Genomic DNA, 18,101 nt, shown 5'->3' with positions numbered 1-18,101 from the left:
CACGCCGTTTCCGACAAATCGTTCGGTTATCGGGAAAACCCTGATTTTCACCCCCCGCAAGGGCTTGTTTTTCGCTCGGCAGTTGGCGTAGAGTCATCGCACTGTGTTTGCATGGGTCGCAACAGTTCGTGACCTGGGCCAGTAGCCGCAATCTGCTACAACCCGTTCGACGTCTCTTACTTTCCTGCAACCCAGCCCAGTAGTCTTTCACTTACAAATGCGTGAAAGAAACTGTCATCAAAATTCAAGTTTCATAGGAAATAAGACAATGGCTGAGCGTCAGAACGGTACCGTCAAGTGGTTCAATGACGAGAAAGGTTACGGCTTCATCACCCCTGAGAGCGGTGCTGATCTGTTTGTTCACTTCCGTGCCATCGAAGGCAACGGCTTCAAGAGCCTGAAAGAAGGCCAGAAAGTCACCTTCGAAGCCGTGCAAGGCCAGAAAGGTCTGCAGGCTGACAAAGTTCAGGTTGTCGCCTAAGCGATTACCCGAATTCAAAAAGCCCCTGCCAAGTGCAGGGGCTTTTTTTTGCCCGTAGAATAGCGGCTTCGCCATTCGGAGCCGTCCTGCATGTCCAAGCCCCTGCTCTCACCCCAGGGTGATTTCCCTCCCGTCGGCCTGGGTCGCCGGCTGGCGGCGATGTTCTATGACTTCCTGCTGTGCACCGCCCTGCTGATCGTCACCGCCGGCGCCTACAAGATGATCCAGATGGCGATCATCGGCGAGGCGCGCATGCGCGAACTGACCGAGGCTGGTGCGCTGGATGGCGACCCGCTGCTGTCGACGATCCTGCTGTTCGCCCTGTTCGGCTTCTTCGCCAAGTTCTGGACCCATGGCGGCCAGACCCTGGGCATGCAGGTGTGGGGAGTGCGCGTGCAGAACGCCGACGGCAGCGCCATCAGCCTGTGGCAGGCACTGCTGCGCTTCCTGGTGTCCATCGCCTCCTGGCTGTGCCTGGGGCTGGGGTTCTTCTGGTCGCTGATCGACAAGCGCCAGCGCAGCTGGCACGACATTTACTCCGAGACACAGCTGGTGCGTCTGCCCAAGCGCAAGAAGTAACCCGCTCCTATAAGAGTCCTGCTCACAAAAAAGCCGACCCAAGGGTCGGCTTCTTTTTGCAGCTCAGGCCATCAACCTGCCCGACGCATCAACCACAAACCCGCCAGCGCACAGATCCCCGCCGGGATCACCACCGCCAGCAACGGCGGGAAGCCGAACACCTGGCTCGATGGGCCCAACAGGTCCCCGGCGATGCGGAACACGAAGCCCACCAGCACGCCGGTGAACACGCGCTGACCCAGGGTCACGGAACGCAGCGGGCCGAAGATGAACGAGATCGCCATCAGTACCAGCGCCGCGGTAACCAACGGCTGCAGGACCTTGGTCCAGAACGCCAGCCAGTAACGCGAGTTGTTCAGCCCCTGGTCGGCCAGGTAGTGGATGTAGTCCCACAGCCCGGTGATCGACAGCGACTCCGGCGCCAGCACCACGGTGTTGAGCAGCTCCGGCGTCACCGAGACGTCCCACACTTCCTCGGGGCTCTTGACCACTTCGGTGTGGTCGCCGCGGAAGTAGGTGGTGGAGACATCGTTGAGCATCCACTTGCCTTCGACGTACTGCGCCCGGCGGGCGAAGCTGGAGGTCTGGATCTTGCGCTCGGCGTCGAAGCGGTAGCGGGTCACGCCCAGCAGCAGGCCATTGGGCTGCACCGAGTTTATATGCACGAACTCCTCGCCCTGGCGGTGCCACATGCCGCGCTTGGAGCTCTGCGCCTCGCCACCGCCCTGGGCCAGCGAACGGTCGGCCTGGGCCTTGTTCTCGGTCACCGGGGCCACGTACTCGCCGATCAGCAGGCCGACCAGCATCAGCACCAGCATCGGCTTCATCACCGCCCAGACGATGCGGCCGATGGACACGCCAGCGGCACGCATGATGGTCAATTCGCTGCTGCTGGCCAGGCTGCCCAGGCCGATCAGGCAGCCGATCAGGGCCGCCATCGGCAGCATGTCGTAAAGCCGGCGCGGCGCGGTCAGCAGGACGAAGCTGCCAGCGTCCATGAAGGTGTAGGTCGCGCTCAGGTCGTTCAGTTCGTCGATCAGGGCGAACAGCGAGGCCAGGCCAAGGATGATACCCAGCACGGCGGCGATCGCCAGCAGCACGCTCTTGCCGATGTAGCGGTCCAGTTTAACCACGGGCCACCTCCGCACGACGGGCGGCGCGCTTGAGACGCAGCGGCTCCCAGTACATCAGCGCCAGGCCGATCAGCAGGAACAGGCCATGGACCCACCACATGCCCAGCGAGATGGGCAGCTTGCCCTTCTCCAGGGCGCTACGCACGGAAATCAGCATCGTCAGATAGGCCATGTACAAAAGGATCGCCGGCAGCAGCTTGAGGAAGCGGCCCTGGCGTGGGTTGACGCGCGACAGCGGCACCGCCAGCAGCGTCACGACGAACACCAGCAGCGGCAGCGACAGGCGCCATTGCAGCTCGGCGCGCTCACGCACGCCATTGTTGCCGAACAGTTGCGAGGTCGGGATCGCTTCACGGTCGGTGACTTCCTCGGCGACTTCCGGCTTGGGCAGCAGCACGCCATAGGTGTCGTACTTGATCGCCCGGTAGTCGGCCTGACCCGGATTGCCGTCGTAGCGGTAGCCGTTCTCCAGCACCAGGTAACGGTTGCCGTCGGCCTGCACTTCCTGGTGGCCCTTCTCGGCAACCAGCACCGAAGGCGCGCGGTCCTTGGTCTTGTCCTGGTTGAAGCGCTTCTCGGAGATGAACACCCCGCCAAGCTTGATGCGGTCATCGGACAGCTGCTCGGTGTAGGTCACCCGGGAACCGTCGCGCAGGGTCTGGAAACGGCCCGGCACCAGGGTGTCGAACTCGGTCAGGGCATCCTGCTGGGCGATGATCTTCTGCACCTGGGCAACGCCCAGGGGAGCCAGGCTCAGGCTCAGCCAGGCGACCAGCAGGGCCACCAGCGCCGCCGGCACCATGGTCACGGTCAGCAGGCGCTGCTGGCTCATGCCGGTGGCCGACAGCACGGTCATCTCGCTTTCGAGATACAGCCGGCCATAGGCGAGCAGGATGCCGAGGAACAGCCCCAGCGGCAGGATCAGTTGCAGGAAGCCCGGCAGGCGGAACCCCATGATCATGAACAGCACGCTAGGATCGAGCGCGCCCTGGGCCGCCTGGGCCAAGTACTTGATGAAGCGCCCGCTCATGATGATCACCAGCAGCACGGCGCTGACGGCGCTCAAGGTCACCAGGACCTCGCGGGACAGATAACGAAAGACGATCAAACCAGACACTCCTGGGTTGTCAGGGGCGGAAAGCCAAACGAACGATTCGGACAGCCAAGACCAATGCCGGTTCGCCAAGGCGAACCTCCATGTAAAAGTGCGCGCATTATCCTGTGATTGACGGCGCCTGTCACTTGGCCACGCAGCATGGCGCATATCGGGGTTGTCATCGTGGTCGCGGCAGGCTCAAACTGGCAGCTTTTCCGCTGGCAGGCATCGCCCGCCAGCCGCGTGTTCCGAGCGCTTGCGAAAGACAGCGCCCACTGACAGACAGATCATTCGGGGACCCCAGACATGGAATTGGTTGTAAAGAGCGTAGCCGCTGTATCCGTCAAGACCGCGACCTTGGTCGTACCCGTCGGTGAAGGGCGCAAGCTCGGCGCCACCGCCAAGGCCGTCGACCAGGCCAGCGAAGGCGCGATCAGCGCGCTGCTCAAGCGTGGCGACCTGGCCGGCAAGCCGGGCCAGACCCTGCTGCTGCACAACCTGCCAGGCCTGAAGGCCGAGCGCGTGCTGCTGGTCGGCAGCGGCAAGGACGAAGCCCTCGGCGATCGCGCCTGGCGCAAGCTGGTCGCCAGCGTCGCCGGCGTGCTCAAGGGCCTGGGCGGCAGTGATGCCGTGCTGGCCCTGGACGACATCGCCGTCACCGGCCGCGACGGCCACTACGGAAAGTACCGCCTGCTGGCCGAGACCCTGCTCGACGGCAACTACGTGTTCGACCGCTACAAGAGCCAGAAGGCCGAGCCCCGCGCCATCAAGAAAGTCACCCTGCTCACCGCCAAGGCCGGCCAGGCCGAGGCCGAGCGCGCCGTGAAGCACGCCAGCGCCATCGCCACCGGCATGGCCTTCACCCGCGACCTGGGCAACCTGCCGCCGAACGTCTGCCACCCAAGCTTCCTCGCCGAGCAGGCCAAGGACCTGGGCAAGGCGCACAAGGCCCTCAAGGTCGAGGTGCTGGACGAGAAGAAGATCAAGGACCTGGGCATGGGCGCGTTCTACGCCGTGGGCCAGGGCAGCGACCAGCCACCGCGGCTGATCGTGCTCAACTACCAGGGCGGCAAGAAGAGCGAGAAACCGTTCGTGCTGGTCGGCAAGGGCATTACCTTCGACACCGGCGGCATCAGCCTCAAGCCTGGCGCCGGCATGGATGAGATGAAATACGACATGTGCGGCGCCGCCAGCGTGTTCGGCACCCTGCGCGCCGTGCTCGAGCTGCAGCTGCCGATCAACCTGGTGTGCCTGCTGGCCTGCGCCGAGAACATGCCGAGCGGCGGCGCCACCCGCCCGGGCGACATCGTCACCACCATGAGCGGGCAGACCGTCGAGATCCTCAACACCGACGCCGAAGGCCGCCTGGTGCTGTGCGACACCCTCACCTACGCCGAGCGCTTCAAGCCGCAGGCGGTGATCGACATCGCCACCCTGACCGGCGCCTGCATCGTCGCCCTGGGCAGCCACACCTCCGGCCTGATGGGCAACGATGACGCGCTGGTCGGCCAACTGCTGGACGCCGGCAAGCGTGCCGACGACCGCGCCTGGCAGCTGCCGCTGTTCGACGAGTACCAGGAGCAACTGGACAGCCCGTTCGCCGACATCGCCAACATCGGTGGCCCGAAGGCCGGCACCATCACCGCCGGCTGCTTCCTGTCGCGCTTCGCCAAGGCCTACCACTGGGCGCACCTGGACATCGCCGGCACCGCCTGGATCAGCGGCGGCAAGGACAAGGGCGCCTCTGGCCGCCCGGTACCGCTGCTCACCCAGTACCTGCTGGACCGCGCCGGCGCCTGATGGCGCATGGCCGGTGGCGCCCACGCGCCACCGGCCGGCACTGAACGATCATGAGCAAAGTCGATTTCTACATCCTGCCCAGCGACTCGCTGTCTGTGCGGCTGGATTTTGCCTGCAAGCTGTGCGAAAAGGCCTGGCGCCTCGGCCACCGGGTCTACCTGCATTGCCAGGACGAGGCGCAACGCGGCGAGCTCGACCTGCGCCTTTGGCAGTTCAAGGGCGAGGCCTTCGTGCCCCACGACCTCGCCGAACAGCACCCGGACGCCATTGTCGCGCTGGGTGTCGGCACTGATGCCGGCGAACACTGTGACCTGCTGATCAACCTGGGCGGCGATGTCCCCGCCTTCGTCGGCCAGTTCGAACGGGTCGCCGAGATCGTTGTCGAGGAACCGGCCATCCGCCTGGCCGCCCGCGAGCGATTCCGTTTCTACCGCGAACAGGGCTATGCTCTGCAAGATCACCGCTTACAGCGACTCTGACGACGATGGACAAGCAGCTGAACTCCCTGACCCATTCCGCCCACCTGCTCGACGACCTCGAGTCGATCCGCGAGCTGCTGGGCGACGCCGACCTGCAACCGCCGCTGCTGACCGAGACGGTGGAGCAGATTCCCCTGCTGCTCGACGAGCCGGCCCCCGCGCCGCCCGTCGCCGAGGCAGCGCCGGTAGCGGCCCCGGCACCTGAAGAGGATGCCCAGACCCGCCGCCAGGACACCCTGCTGCACCTGGACGCCGAACTGCGCGCCGCTGCGCAACTGATCATGCAGGACGTGATCAACGATTTCACCCCGCATATCGAGACCGAGATCAAGCGTCGCCTCGATGCGCGGCTGGAGCGGTTGCTCAAGCGTTCCGAGTAACCATTCGTCCGGATCGCGGGGCAAGCCCGCTCCCACGGCAACACGTGGGAGCGGGCTTGCCCCGCGATGGGCGCTACACCTGTCTTGAAGCGCGCAGCTTGGTTATACTTCCCGGCTTTCCCGAATTAATGCCTAAGGGTCCCGCCGCGCATGGATAAGACCTACCAGCCGCACGCCATCGAAACTTCCTGGTACAACACCTGGGAGTCCGAGAACTATTTCGCTCCACAAGGTGCAGGCGAGTCCTACACCATCATGATCCCGCCGCCGAACGTGACCGGCAGCCTGCACATGGGCCACGGTTTCAACAACGCGATCATGGACGCGCTGATCCGCTTCCGCCGCATGCAGGGTCGCGACACCCTGTGGCAGCCGGGCACCGACCACGCCGGTATCGCCACCCAGATGCTGGTGGAGCGCCAGCTCGAGGCCAAGGGCCAGAACCGTCACGACCTGGGTCGTGAGAAGTTCCTGGAGAAGGTCTGGGAGTGGAAGGATCAATCGGGCGGCAACATCAGCCGCCAGATCCGCCGCCTGGGCTCGTCGGTGGACTGGAGCCGCGAGCGCTTCACCATGGACGACGGCCTGTCCGAAGCGGTCAAGGAAGCCTTCGTGCGCCTGCACGAAGACGGCCTGATCTACCGCGGCAAGCGCCTGGTCAACTGGGACACCAAGCTGCACACGGCGATTTCCGACCTCGAAGTGGAGAACCACGACGAGAAGGGCCACCTGTGGAACCTGCGCTACCCGCTGGCCGACGGCGCCAAGACCGCCGAAGGCAAGGACCATCTGGTGGTCGCCACCACCCGTCCGGAAACCCTGCTCGGTGACGTCGCTGTCGCCGTCAACCCGACCGACGAGCGCTACCAGGCGCTGATCGGCAAGTTCGTCGAACTGCCGCTGGTCGGCCGTCGCATCCCGATCGTCGCCGACGACTACTGCGACCCCGAGTTCGGCACCGGCTGCGTGAAGATCACCCCGGCCCACGACTTCAACGACTATGAAGTCGGCAAGCGCCACAACCTGCCGCTGCTCAATATCTTCGACAAGAACGCCACCGTGCTGGCCGCCGTGCAGGCGTTCAACCTCGACGGCAGCGTCAACGAAGGTATCGACACCTCGCTGCCGGCCCAGTACGCCGGCCTCGACCGCTTCGTCGCGCGCAAGCAGATGGTCGCCGACCTGGACGCCCAGGGCCTGCTGGTCAGCATCGACGACCACGCCCTGAAGGTACCGAAGGGCGACCGTTCGGGCACCGTCATCGAGCCGTGGCTGACCGACCAGTGGTATGTCTCCACCAAGCCGCTGGCCGAGCCTGCCATCGCCGCCGTGGAAGACGGCCGCATCCAGTTCGTGCCCAAGCAGTACGAGAACATGTACTTCTCCTGGATGCGCGACATCCAGGACTGGTGCATCAGCCGCCAGCTGTGGTGGGGCCACCGCATCCCGGCCTGGTATGACGAGGCCGGCCAGGTCTACGTTGGCCGCGACGAGGCCGAAGTGCGCGCCAAGCACAACCTGGGCAGCGAGGTGAAACTGCGCCAGGACGACGACGTGCTCGACACCTGGTTCAGCTCGGGCCTGTGGACCTTCTCCACCCTGGGCTGGCCGGAGCAGACCGAGTTCCTGAAGAAATTCCACTCCACCGACGTACTGGTCACAGGCTTCGACATCATCTTCTTCTGGGTCGCCCGGATGATCATGCTGACGATGCACCTGATCAAGAACGAGGACGGCACCCCGCAGGTACCGTTCAAGACCGTCTACGTGCACGGTCTGGTCCGCGACGGCCAGGGCCAGAAGATGTCCAAGTCCAAGGGCAACGTCCTCGACCCGCTGGACATCGTCGACGGCATCACCCTCGACGCCCTGCTGGAAAAACGCACCAGCGGCATGATGCAGCCGAAACTTGCCGAGAAGATCGCCAAGCAGACCAAGGCCGAGTTCCCTGAAGGCATCGCCAGCTACGGCACCGACGCCCTGCGCTTCACCTTCTGCTCGCTGGCCTCCACCGGTCGTGACATCAAGTTCGACATGGGCCGCGTCGAAGGCTACCGCAACTTCTGCAACAAGATCTGGAACGCCGCCCGCTACGTGCTGGACAAGGGCGAGGACTGCGGCCAGAACGGCGAGGCCTACGAGCTGTCGCTGGCCGACCGCTGGATCATCTCGCAGCTGCAGCGCACCGAAGCCGAGGTTACCCGCCAGCTCGAGCAGTTCCGCTTCGACCTGGCCAGCCAGGCGCTGTACGAGTTCATCTGGAACCAGTACTGCGACTGGTACCTGGAGCTGTCCAAGCCGGTGCTGTGGGACGAGAACGCCCCGGTCGAGCGCGCCCGCGGCACCCGTCGCACCCTGGTGCGCGTGCTGGAAGTCGCCCTGCGCCTGGCGCACCCGTTCATGCCGTTCATCACCGAAGAGATCTGGCAGCGCATCGCGCCGCTGGCCGGCATCGAAGGCAAGACCATCATGCTGCAGCCGTGGCCTGAAGCGAACGAAAGCCGCATCGACGCCGCCGCCGAAGGCGACATCGAGTGGCTCAAGGAGCTGATGGTGGGCCTGCGCAACATCCGCGCCGAGATGAACATCGGCCCGGGCAAGCCGCTGCCGCTGTTCCTGAAGAACGCCAACGCCGACGACCAGCGCCGCCTGCAGGAAAACGAAGCCCTGCTGAAGAAACTGGCCAAGGTCGAGTCGTTCACCGTGCTCGGCGAGCAGGACGAAGCGCCGCTGTCGGCCACCGCGCTGGTGGGTGACCTGCAGGTGCTGGTACCGATGGCCGGCCTGATCGACAAGGACGCGGAGCTTGCGCGCCTGAGCAAGGAGATCCAGCGCCTGCAGGGCGAGGTCCAGCGCGTCGGTGGCAAGCTGTCCAACGCCGCCTTCGTCGACAAGGCACCGCCTGCGGTGATCGAGAAGGAACGCGCCAAGCTGGCCGAGTCGGAGCAGGCCCTGGCCAACTTCACCGAGCAGCATGCGCGGATTGCTGCGCTGTAATATTCAGTGAAGCCATCGCGGGGCAAGCCCGCTCCCACGCTATCCCTCACTACAGGGGAGAGAACGTGGGAGCGGGCTTGCCCCGCGGTGCTTTCCGGGACCAAACCATGACTCAGAAACCTACCCTGCACCCACGCAACCGCCACCAGGGCCGCTACGACTTTCCCGCGCTGATCAAGGCACACCCTGACCTGGCCCGCTTCACCATTACAAATCCCTATGGCAAGCCCAGCATCGACTTTGCCAACCCCGAGGCCGTGCGTGTGTTCAACCGCGCCCTGCTCAAGGCCCAGTACGGCATCCAGCACTGGGACATCCCGGCCGACTACCTGTGCCCGCCAATCCCTGGCCGGGCCGACTACATCCACGTGCTGGCCGACCTGCTGGCCGAGGACAACGGCGGCGAGATCCCCCGTGGCGCCCCGGTGCGCGCCCTGGATATCGGCGTCGGCGCCAACTGCATCTACCCCCTGCTCGGCCACAGCGACTACCGCTGGCGCTTCACCGGCTCCGACATCGACGGCGTGGCCCTGGCCTCGGCCAAGGCCATCGTCCAGGCCAACAAGCTCGACAAGGCCATCAGCCTGCGCCAGCAAGCGCAGCCCAGGCATATTCTCAGTGGCCTGCTGCAGGCCGACGAACGCTTCGACGTCACCCTGTGCAACCCGCCGTTCCACGCCTCCCGTGATGAAGCCACCCGTGGCAGCCAGCGCAAGTGGAAGAACCTCGGCAAGCAGGACCCCAAGCGCAAGCTGCCAGTACTGAACTTTGGCGGGCAGAACAATGAACTGTGGTGCGAAGGTGGCGAGATCCGCTTTGTCAGCCAACTGGTCGCTGAAAGCGTGCAGTACGCGGCCCAGGTGCTGTGGTTCACCAGCCTGGCATCCAAGGCCAGCAACCTGCCGGGCATCGAGGCGGCCTTGAAGAAGGCCGGGGTGAAGGCCCTGCGCATCGTCGAGATGGGCCAGGGGCAGAAGCAGAGCCGCATGGTCGCCTGGAGCTTCCACGACGACAGCGCACGCCAGCAATGGCATGCCGCGCGCAAATCACAGGCATGAAAAAACCGCGCCCGGGCAAGCCGGGCGCGGTTTCGTCAACGCATCAACAATTACTTGTTGATCGAGTCGGTCAGCACTTTGGCTGGAACGAACTTGACGACTTTCTTGGCAGCGATTTCGATGGCGGCGCCAGTCGAAGGGTTGCGGCCGGTACGGGCAGGACGCTCGGAGACTTTCAGCTTGCCGATGCCTGGCAGGGTGATTTCGGCGCCGTTTTCCAGTTGGTCGGCAACGATCTGGCCCAGTTGCTCCAGAGCAGCGCGCGCGGTGGTTTTCGGCGCGTCGATGGATTCAGCGATGTCGGCAATCAGTTGGTCTTTGGTCAGTGCCATGGTGGTGTTCCTTCCCTATCAAATCAGAGGTTGTGCAGCATGCTTGGTCGGTGGTCGGGCCAGCCCGGGACAATCCAGAGGCCGCGTCGATCGCGTATGTAGATACGCAAATCGGCGTTTGGTTCGACACCGCGCAAGCGATCTGCCAGCAATGCGCCACCCAAGGGGCGCAAGACCGCGCAAAGCTACCACAGGAATCGAGAAATATCCGCTGTCGACATTGATTTTGTGCAGGTTTTTCGGGGGTTTTCGGAAAAATCGCAAAAAAATGTGCAAAAAACGAACAACCGGCATTTGTGCCAATATCTGGCCACTGCATCACCCCCACCCTGAGGTAAACTGAGCGACTTTTGCAGCGCGGCTTTTCACCGCTCAGACCACCGAGAATTCCATGCCAATCCGTCATTGCATCGTTCACCTGATCGACAAGAAGCCCGATGGCAGCCCCGCCGTGCTCCATGCGCGCGACAGCGAACTGGCAGCCTCCGACGCCATCGAGAACCTGCTGGCCGACCTCAACGACAGCTACAACGCCAAGCAAGGCAAAGCCTGGGGCTTTTTCCACGGCGAGTCCGGCGCCTACCCGTTCAGTGGCTGGCTCAAGCAGTACCTGGATGAGGAAAAGGACTTCGCCGCCTTCAGCCGTGTCGCCGTCGAGCACCTGCAGAAGCTGATGGAAGAGTCCAACCTGTCCACCGGCGGCCACGTGCTGTTCGCCCATTACCAGCAAGGTATGACCGAGTACCTGGCCATCGCCCTGCTGCACCACAGCGAAGGCGTGGCGGTGAACGCCGAACTCGACGTCACCCCGTCGCGCCACCTGGACCTGGGCCAGCTGCACCTGGCGGCGCGGGTCAACCTGTCCGAGTGGAAGAACAACCAGAACTCCAAGCAGTACATCTCGTTCATCAAGGGCAAGAACGGCAAGAAGGTCTCGGATTATTTCCGCGACTTCATCGGCTGCCAGGAAGGCGTCGACGGCCCGGGCGAAACCCGCACCCTGCTCAAGGCCTTCAGCGACTTCGTGGAGAAAGAAGACCTGCCGGAAGAGTCCGCCCGGGAGAAGACCCAGACCCTGGTCGACTACGCCACCACCCAGACCAAGCTGGGCGAGCCGGTGACGCTGGAGGAGCTCTCCAGCCTGATCGACGAGGACCGCCCCGAGGCGTTCTACGACCATATCCGCAACAGCGACTACGGACTGTCGCCGGAGATTCCGGCCGACAAGCGTACTCTCAACCAGTTCCGCCGCTTTACCGGGCGCGCCGAGGGGTTGTCGATCAGCTTCGAGGCGCATTTGCTCGGGTCGAAGGTGGAGTATGACGAGGAAGCCGGGACGCTGGTGATCAAGGGCTTGCCGACGCAGCTGATCGATCAGTTGAAGCGGCGCAAGGACTGAGTTCAAGCATACGTGAGAGCGGGCTTGCCCAGCGACGGCGCCCGCTCAGACGAACCGCGCCCTGAGGGCAAGCCCGCTCCCGCGCGGTTCAAGCCTTGCTGACCGCATAGGACGCCACCAACGCCTCCTTCGCCGCCTTGCGCAGCTTCTTCACCAAGCGCTCCTGGCGCAAGGCCTCGCCTTTGTCCGGCCACTGCTCCACATACACCAGCGCCTGCGCCGGGCTGGTCTTGAAATAGCGCGCGCCCTGCCCTTTCTGGTGCTTGATGAAGCGCCGCTGCGGATCGTCGCTGATACCGCAGTACAACGAGCCATTGGCGGCACGCACCAGATAGACGTACCAGGGTTTGCAGTCGGGGGAAGGCGCTGTTTCGCTCACGGCTCGGTTCGGTGCAACGGAAGAAGGCCGCCAGCTTAACGCCTCAGCGAGCCTGCTGGAATGCGCGAAGCCCCTTGAACGCCTGCTGGCGCACCTTGTTCTGCAACATCGGCGTCCAGCCCAGCAGAACGCCCGGCATGCCCAGTGCCTGACGTGCCCAGCGCCACAGGTCGAAGGTATCGTCATGCTGGCAGATCAGCCCGTCGCGGATCACGAAGCGCGCCTGGATATCGTTGACCACCACCCGCCCGGTCTGGCTGAACAGGTAGGTCGCCACCCAGTGCGCGCCATCGCTGCGCACGTCGTCGAAAGTCAGGGTGAAGTCCTTGGCGCGGGCGGTGAGCATCCGCCACATATCACCCGCGTCACGCCCGCGCAGGGTGCCGAAGACCGGGTCGCTGAAGACGATGTCTTCGCTGTAGCAGGCCACCATGGCCTCGGCATTCAGGCGCTGGAAGGCCTGGTAGAAACGGGTGATCAGGGCGCTGTTGGCATCGCTCATGGACTGTTCCTGCGCAAGGTGCGAAACCCGCAAGATACTGCCTGGATGCCAGCAACACCATGCCCATTCGCGTCGTGAATGACGATCACGGATCAAGCCAGTGCCTCAAACGTGCTCGCTGCTGACCTGCACATGCAGCGCGCGCCCGGCGCCGAGACCGAACAGGATCGCCCCGACGCCCAGCACCGCGAAGATCCAGCCCACCGCGCTCCAGCCACCGGTCAGATCATGCACCAGGCCCACCGCGAACGGCCCCATGGATGCCAGCGTGTAGCCCACGCCCTGGGCCATGCTCGACAGGTTCGCCGCCACATGGGCGTCCTTGGAGCGCAGCACGATCAGGGTCAGTGCCAGGGCGAAGGTACCGCCCTGCCCCAGCCCAAGCAGGATCGCCCAGCCCCACAGCCCCTCGATCGGCGCATACAGGCAACCGAACAGTCCGCCCAAGGTCACCAGCATCACCACCACGATGGCCAGGCGCTGGTCCTTGCCACGCGTGGCCAGCCAGGGCGCGCTCAGGGAGCTGATCAGTTGCACGATGACCGAACCGGACAGCACCAGCCCCGCCTCGGTCGGGCTCAGCCCGCGACCGATCAGGATCGAAGGCAGCCAGCCGAACACGATGTAGGCCAGCGACGACTGCAGGCCCATGTACAGCGTCACCTGCCAGGCCAACGGGTCGCGCCAGAGCCCGCGCACGCGGTAGGCCACCTTGTGCACGCCATGGCCCTGTCGGGACTGGGGCAGCCAGACCAGCATCGCCAGCAAGGCAGGCAGCAGCCAGAAGCCCAGCCCCAGTGCCCAGCTGTCATCGAAGTGGCGGGTCAAGGGCACCGTGGCCCCGGCGGCCATCGCGGCGCCCAGGCACAGCGCCATGGTGTAGACGCCGGTCAGGGTACCGGCGTGCTGGGGGAAGTCGCGCTTGACGATACCTGGCAGCAGCACGCCGATGATGCCGATGCTCGCCCCCGCCATCAGGCTGCCGAGGAACACCCCGGTGGCACCCAGGGTACTGCGCACCAGGATGCCCAGCGCCAGGGTCAGCAGAATGCCGAAGATCACCCGCTCGCTGCCGAAACGTCGCGCCAGGATCGGCGCCAGCGGCGCGAACAGCCCCAGGCACAGTACCGGCAAGGTGGTCAGCAGCCCGGCTTGCGATGCGCTGAGCCCCAGCCCTTCGGAGACCTGGCCGAGCACCGGCGACATGCTCGACAGCGCCGGACGCAGGTTCAGCGCCACCAGCACCAGGCCCAACAGCAACAGCCAGGGCCTGCGCAGCACCACGGGCTGTTGCTGGACCTGCTCGTCGTCGGCTTCGGCGTCGATCAGCAGTTCGTCGAGCTCCGCCTCGCGGGGAGCGGTGTTGCGGGTCAGTTGTTCGGCCATGGCCTTCTCGTTGTCAGGATTCGATGAGGGTCCGGCTCAGGTGCTTGGCCCGTTCCGGATCGCGTTGTTCGAGGGCGTCGAGGATCTGCCCGTGCAGGTCGAACACGGCCTGGCAACGGGGGACGGTGGTCATGTTGTGCTGCAGGGCGGCGCGGACCACGCTGGAGAAATAGCGGTACAGCTCGCTCAGGGCGGGGTTGTGGGCGGCGTCCACCAGGCGCTGGTGGAACACCAGGTCGCATTCGACGTAGGCGTCGACATCGCCATGGAAGTGCTCCGCGCTGTGCTGCAGGGCCTCGCGCAGGGCCTGCAGGTCGGCGTCGGTGCGGCGCATGGCGGCCAGGCCGATGGCTTCTGCTTCGAGGATATGGCGGGTTTCGCGGGCGTGCTCGACTGCGCAGCGGGACATGACCTGCACGGCCTGCAAGGGGTCCACGGCGGTACGCAGGTAGCTGCCGTCGCCCTGGCGGATTTCCACCAGGCCGCTGAAGGCCAGGACGCGCATGGCCTCGCGGACGGTGTTGCGGCTGATGCCCAGGTCGCTGGCCAGCTCTGGTTCTGTGGGCAGGCGCTGGCCTATCGACCATGTGCCCTTGGCGATGCGGTCGCGGAGCTGGTCTACGGCTTGTTCTACCAGGGAGCGTTTGATGAGCGGGGTCACGGGGTGGGTACGTCCAGTCATCGGATGAATTTTCTTGGGGTTGGACGATAGCGGTTGGGGGGGGGATTGGGCAAGGGGGTCGGGGTCGGGGATGATTGTTTTGGTTTTTTTATGCGCATTCATTGGCGATGGTGACGCATAGTCACCTTTCCGCCCTTACGGCGGGTCCCTTTTTGAAGGATCAAAAAGGAACCAAAAAATCCTCGCTCCATTCATCCGGCCCCTACGCTTCGCTTCGGGGTTCCCTCGCTCCGTTCTTGCTCCCGGGAGGACCGCGCTGAACGCCCCATCCTGGGGCGCAGCGCTTGACGGCCATCCATGGCCGTCACCTCCCTCCGCAAGAACTCCGCTCGGCCTCCTGAAGTCGCAATTGGCGGCGCCTGGACTATCGCGCGCTTAGAAGCAAGAGCAAGAGCAAGAAATTCGAAGTTAGCTGTTTGACAGTTAGTTATATATTGGCCGTTCCGGCCCTTTCGCGGGGCAAGCCCGCTCCCACGTTATTCTCGCACCAAGCTGAATCATCTGCGTGGGAGCGGGCTTGCCCCGCGATACGATCGAGAGATCAACTAGACTTTCAACTAGCGACAGCTGCGCCAGTCCAGGCGCCGCCCGTACCTTCGCGACTTCAGGAGGCCGAACGGAGGTCTTGCGGAGGGAGGTGACGGGCATGGATGCCCGTCAAGCGCTGGGGCCCAGGATGGGCCCTGCAGCGCGGTCCTCCCGGGAGCAAGGCCGGAGTGAGGGAACCCGGAGCGAAGCGGAGGGCCGGATGAATGGAGCGCAGCGTTTTTTGGTTACTTTTTGTCGCGTTTGACAAAAAGTGACCCGCCGTAAGGGCGGAAAGGTGAATAAGCGTCGACATCACAAATGAATGCGCATACAACTTCCAAAACCACCAAACAACAACAAAAAGGGGTGAATCAGAAGTCAGAACAGCCAACTCCAATCCACCCCCTGTCAAAACACTGATATCAATTCAAAGCATCAAGCAAAGCCTGGTTCATCTCCGGCGTCCCAATGGTAATCCGCAGAAACTGCGCAATCCGCTCCTGCTTGAAGTGCCGAACAATCACCCCCTGCTCCCGAAGCCGCGCCGCAATCCCCGCAGCATCCTCCCCGGGATGCCGGGCAAAGATGAAGTTCGCCGCCGAAGGCAACACCTCGAACCCCCGCGCCACCAACTCGGCAACCAGCACCTCTCGGCTATCGATAACCTTGCGACAGGTATCATCGAAATACTCACGGTCGTCAAACGCCGCCGCCGCCCCGACAATCGCCATGCGATCCAATGGGTAGGAGTTGAAGCTGTTCTTAATCCGCTCCAACGCCTCGATCAGATCAGGATGCCCCACCGCCAGGCCAACCCTGAGCCCAGCCAGCGAACGCGACTTGGACAAGGTCTGGGTCACCAGCAGGTTGTCGTAGCGATCGACCAGGCTGATAGCCGTCTCGCCACCGAAATCGATGTAGGCCTCGTCAACCACCACCACCGAATCCCGGTTGGCCTGCAGCAGTTGCTCGACCGCTTCGAGCGGCAACAGGCAACCGGTCGGCGCATTGGGGTTGGGGAAGATAACCCCGGCATTGGGCTTGCTGTAGTCCGAAACCCGGATCTGGAACTGCTCATCCAGCGCCACCTGCTCGAACGCGATACCGTACAGGCCGCAATACACCGGGTAGAAGCTGTAGCTCACGTCCGGGAACAGCAGCGGCCCACGGTCATGCTGGAACAGGCCGTGGAAGATGTGCGCCAGCACCTCGTCCGAGCCGTTGCCGACGAACACCTGCGCCGGCGTCACGCCGTAATACTCGGCCACCGCCTGCTTGAGCCGGTCACCGTTCGGGTCCGGATACAGGCGCAGGTTGTCGTTGAGCTCGCCACGCATGGCCTCCAGCGCCTTTGGCGACGGGCCATAGGGATTCTCGTTGGTGTTCAGCTTGACCAGTCGCGCCAGCTTCGGCTGCTCGCCCGGCACGTAAGGCACCAGGTCCTTGACGAAGGGACTCCAGAATCGACTCATGCTCAGTTCCCCTTCTCGTTGAGGATGCGGTATTCGGCGCTGCGCGCGTGGGCGGTCAGCGATTCGCCCCGGGCCAGCACGGAAGCGGTGTGACCCAGCTCGGACGCGCCCTGCTCGGAGCAGAAGATGATCGACGAACGCTTTTGGAAGTCATACACGCCCAAGGGCGAAGAGAAGCGCGCGGTGCCGGAAGTCGGCAGCACGTGGTTGGGGCCGGCGCAGTAGTCGCCCAGCGCCTCGCTGGTGTGGCGGCCCATGAAGATCGCGCCGGCGTGGCGGATCTGCGGCAACCAGGCCTGCGGGTCGGCCACCGACAGTTCAAGGTGCTCGGGAGCGATGCGGTTGGCCACCTCGATGGCCTGCTGCATGTCACGCACCTGGATCAGCGCGCCACGGCCATTGATCGACTTCTCGATGATCTCGGCACGCTCCATGGTCGGCAGCAGCTTGTCGATGCTGGCGGCCACGCGATCGAGGAACTCGGCGTCCGGGCTGACCAGGATGGCCTGGGCGTCTTCGTCGTGCTCGGCCTGGGAGAACAGGTCCATGGCGATCCAGTCCGGATCGGTCTGGCCGTCGCACACCACCAGGATCTCCGAAGGGCCGGCAATCATGTCGATGCCGACCTGGCCGAACACATGGCGCTTGGCAGTGGCCACGTAGATGTTGCCCGGGCCGACGATCTTGTCCACCTGCGGCACGCTTTCGGTGCCGTAGGCCAGGGCCGCGACTGCCTGGGCGCCACCGATGGTGAACACCCGGTCGACACCGGCGATGCAGGCGGCGGCCAGCACCAGCTCGTTGACCTCGCCGCGCGGGGTCGGCACCACCATCACCACCTCGGCCACACCGGCCACCTTGGCCGGAATCGCGTTCATCAACACCGACGACGGGTACGACGCCTTGCCACCCGGCACGTACAGGCCGGCGCGGTCAAGCGGGGTGACCTTCTGGCCGAGCACGGTGCCGTCGGCCTCGGTGTACTGCCAGGAGTCCTGCCTCTGCCGTTCGTGGTAGATGCGCACACGGTTGGCGGCTTTTTCCAGGGCTTCGCGCTGCACCGGGGTGATGCGGGTCAGGGCCAGCTCCAGGCGCGCGCGGTCAAGGATCAGATCGCTGATGCCCTTGGCATCGACACCGTCGAAGCGTTGGGTGAATTCCACCAGCGCCGCATCGCCACGCTCGCGCACGGCCTTGATGATGTCGAGCACGCGCTGGTTGACCGCGTCATCGGACACGCTTTCCCAGCTCAGCAGATGATCCAGATGTCGGGCGAAATCCTGGTCAGCGGCGTTGAGACGGGCAATTGCAGTGGACACGGTCATGGCGAGGGCCTCGTTATTAGCGGATGTTCAGGCGCCCTAAAGCTACCACTCCATCCGCGCGGGCACCTGAGAAAATTGGCTATGACGCGGATA

Annotated in this window: 17 protein-coding genes; 8 read left to right on the top strand and 9 right to left on the bottom strand. The window is 64.3% G+C overall.

Going from position 1 to position 18,101, the window contains the following annotated elements; all coding sequences use genetic code 11:
- The first annotated feature begins 268 nt into the window (after window positions 1–268).
- Window positions 269–481 carry a cold-shock protein gene (locus HU751_RS20325; RefSeq protein ID WP_050704121.1) on the top strand — a complete coding sequence of 71 codons (213 nt, stop codon included), beginning with the start codon at window positions 269–271 and terminating at the stop codon, window positions 479–481.
- Between the two features lie 90 nt (window positions 482–571).
- A complete protein-coding gene (locus HU751_RS20320; protein ID WP_028691993.1) occupies window positions 572–1,060 on the top strand; it encodes an RDD family protein in 489 nt (162 codons plus the stop codon).
- Between the two features lie 71 nt (window positions 1,061–1,131).
- Here the strand turns inward: HU751_RS20320 and lptG are convergent, their stop codons facing one another.
- Together lptG and lptF are read right to left on the bottom strand one after the other, a co-directional pair.
- Window positions 1,132–2,193 carry an LPS export ABC transporter permease LptG gene (gene lptG, locus HU751_RS20315; RefSeq protein WP_050704120.1) on the bottom strand — a complete coding sequence of 354 codons (1,062 nt, stop codon included), beginning with the start codon at window positions 2,191–2,193 and terminating at the stop codon, window positions 1,132–1,134.
- Entirely contained in the window at window positions 2,186–3,301 is a 1,116-nt protein-coding gene (gene lptF, locus HU751_RS20310; RefSeq protein ID WP_186734114.1) for an LPS export ABC transporter permease LptF, read from the bottom strand. The genes lptG and lptF overlap by 8 nt, the downstream gene beginning before the upstream one ends.
- Window positions 3,302–3,595: 294 nt before the next feature.
- On the opposite strand from lptF, the gene HU751_RS20305 reads away from it, so the two are divergent.
- From HU751_RS20305 to rlmF, 5 genes are all read left to right on the top strand, one after another.
- The gene (locus HU751_RS20305; protein WP_186734115.1) at window positions 3,596–5,089 is read left to right on the top strand and encodes a leucyl aminopeptidase; all 1,494 of its coding nucleotides are present in this window, start codon (window positions 3,596–3,598) and stop codon (window positions 5,087–5,089) included.
- A 50-nt stretch (window positions 5,090–5,139) separates the two neighbouring features.
- Window positions 5,140–5,568 carry a DNA polymerase III subunit chi gene (locus HU751_RS20300; protein WP_186734116.1) on the top strand — a complete coding sequence of 143 codons (429 nt, stop codon included), beginning with the start codon at window positions 5,140–5,142 and terminating at the stop codon, window positions 5,566–5,568.
- A 5-nt stretch (window positions 5,569–5,573) separates the two neighbouring features.
- A complete protein-coding gene (locus HU751_RS20295; RefSeq protein WP_050704116.1) occupies window positions 5,574–5,948 on the top strand; it encodes a hypothetical protein in 375 nt (124 codons plus the stop codon).
- A gap of 150 nt (window positions 5,949–6,098) precedes the next feature.
- Window positions 6,099–8,945 carry a valine--tRNA ligase gene (locus tag HU751_RS20290; protein ID WP_062360408.1) on the top strand — a complete coding sequence of 949 codons (2,847 nt, stop codon included), beginning with the start codon at window positions 6,099–6,101 and terminating at the stop codon, window positions 8,943–8,945.
- A 107-nt stretch (window positions 8,946–9,052) separates the two neighbouring features.
- Window positions 9,053–10,003 (top strand): 23S rRNA (adenine(1618)-N(6))-methyltransferase RlmF, encoded by a 951-nt coding sequence (gene rlmF, locus HU751_RS20285; protein ID WP_186734117.1) that lies wholly within the window; start codon window positions 9,053–9,055, stop codon window positions 10,001–10,003.
- Window positions 10,004–10,053: 50 nt separating this feature from the next.
- Here the strand turns inward: rlmF and HU751_RS20280 are convergent, their stop codons facing one another.
- Entirely contained in the window at window positions 10,054–10,335 is a 282-nt protein-coding gene (locus HU751_RS20280; protein ID WP_011535502.1) for an HU family DNA-binding protein, read from the bottom strand.
- 391 nt (window positions 10,336–10,726) lie between these two features.
- Here HU751_RS20280 and yejK point away from each other — a divergent pair, with 391 nt between their 5' ends.
- Window positions 10,727–11,734 carry a nucleoid-associated protein YejK gene (gene yejK, locus HU751_RS20275; RefSeq protein ID WP_062360406.1) on the top strand — a complete coding sequence of 336 codons (1,008 nt, stop codon included), beginning with the start codon at window positions 10,727–10,729 and terminating at the stop codon, window positions 11,732–11,734.
- 88 nt (window positions 11,735–11,822) lie between these two features.
- Here the strand turns inward: yejK and HU751_RS20270 are convergent, their stop codons facing one another.
- The 6 genes from HU751_RS20270 to hisD all read right to left on the bottom strand — a co-directional run bounded on the left by HU751_RS20270 (window position 11,823) and on the right by hisD (window position 18,008).
- Window positions 11,823–12,113, bottom strand: coding sequence for a GIY-YIG nuclease family protein (locus HU751_RS20270; RefSeq protein ID WP_186713859.1), 291 nt, complete (start codon window positions 12,111–12,113; stop codon window positions 11,823–11,825).
- A gap of 43 nt (window positions 12,114–12,156) precedes the next feature.
- Window positions 12,157–12,615, bottom strand: a complete 459-nt coding sequence (locus tag HU751_RS20265; RefSeq protein WP_186734118.1) for a nuclear transport factor 2 family protein — start codon at window positions 12,613–12,615, stop codon at window positions 12,157–12,159.
- 105 nt (window positions 12,616–12,720) lie between these two features.
- Window positions 12,721–14,001: a CynX/NimT family MFS transporter gene (locus tag HU751_RS20260; RefSeq protein WP_028692004.1), complete on the bottom strand. Its 1,281-nt coding sequence runs from the start codon at window positions 13,999–14,001 to the stop codon at window positions 12,721–12,723.
- 13 nt (window positions 14,002–14,014) lie between these two features.
- Window positions 14,015–14,683 (bottom strand): FadR/GntR family transcriptional regulator, encoded by a 669-nt coding sequence (locus HU751_RS20255; RefSeq protein ID WP_050704108.1) that lies wholly within the window; start codon window positions 14,681–14,683, stop codon window positions 14,015–14,017.
- A gap of 950 nt (window positions 14,684–15,633) precedes the next feature.
- Window positions 15,634–16,683 carry a histidinol-phosphate transaminase gene (gene hisC / locus HU751_RS20250; protein ID WP_186735112.1) on the bottom strand — a complete coding sequence of 350 codons (1,050 nt, stop codon included), beginning with the start codon at window positions 16,681–16,683 and terminating at the stop codon, window positions 15,634–15,636.
- A 2-nt stretch (window positions 16,684–16,685) separates the two neighbouring features.
- Window positions 16,686–18,008: a histidinol dehydrogenase gene (gene hisD / locus HU751_RS20245; RefSeq protein WP_186735114.1), complete on the bottom strand. Its 1,323-nt coding sequence runs from the start codon at window positions 18,006–18,008 to the stop codon at window positions 16,686–16,688.
- Window positions 18,009–18,101: the final 93 nt, after the last annotated feature.

The organism is Pseudomonas peradeniyensis, from assembly GCF_014268935.2.
GTDB lineage: Bacteria > Pseudomonadota > Gammaproteobacteria > Pseudomonadales > Pseudomonadaceae > Aquipseudomonas > Aquipseudomonas peradeniyensis.
This window is presented reverse-complemented; position numbering and strand designations above follow the sequence as displayed.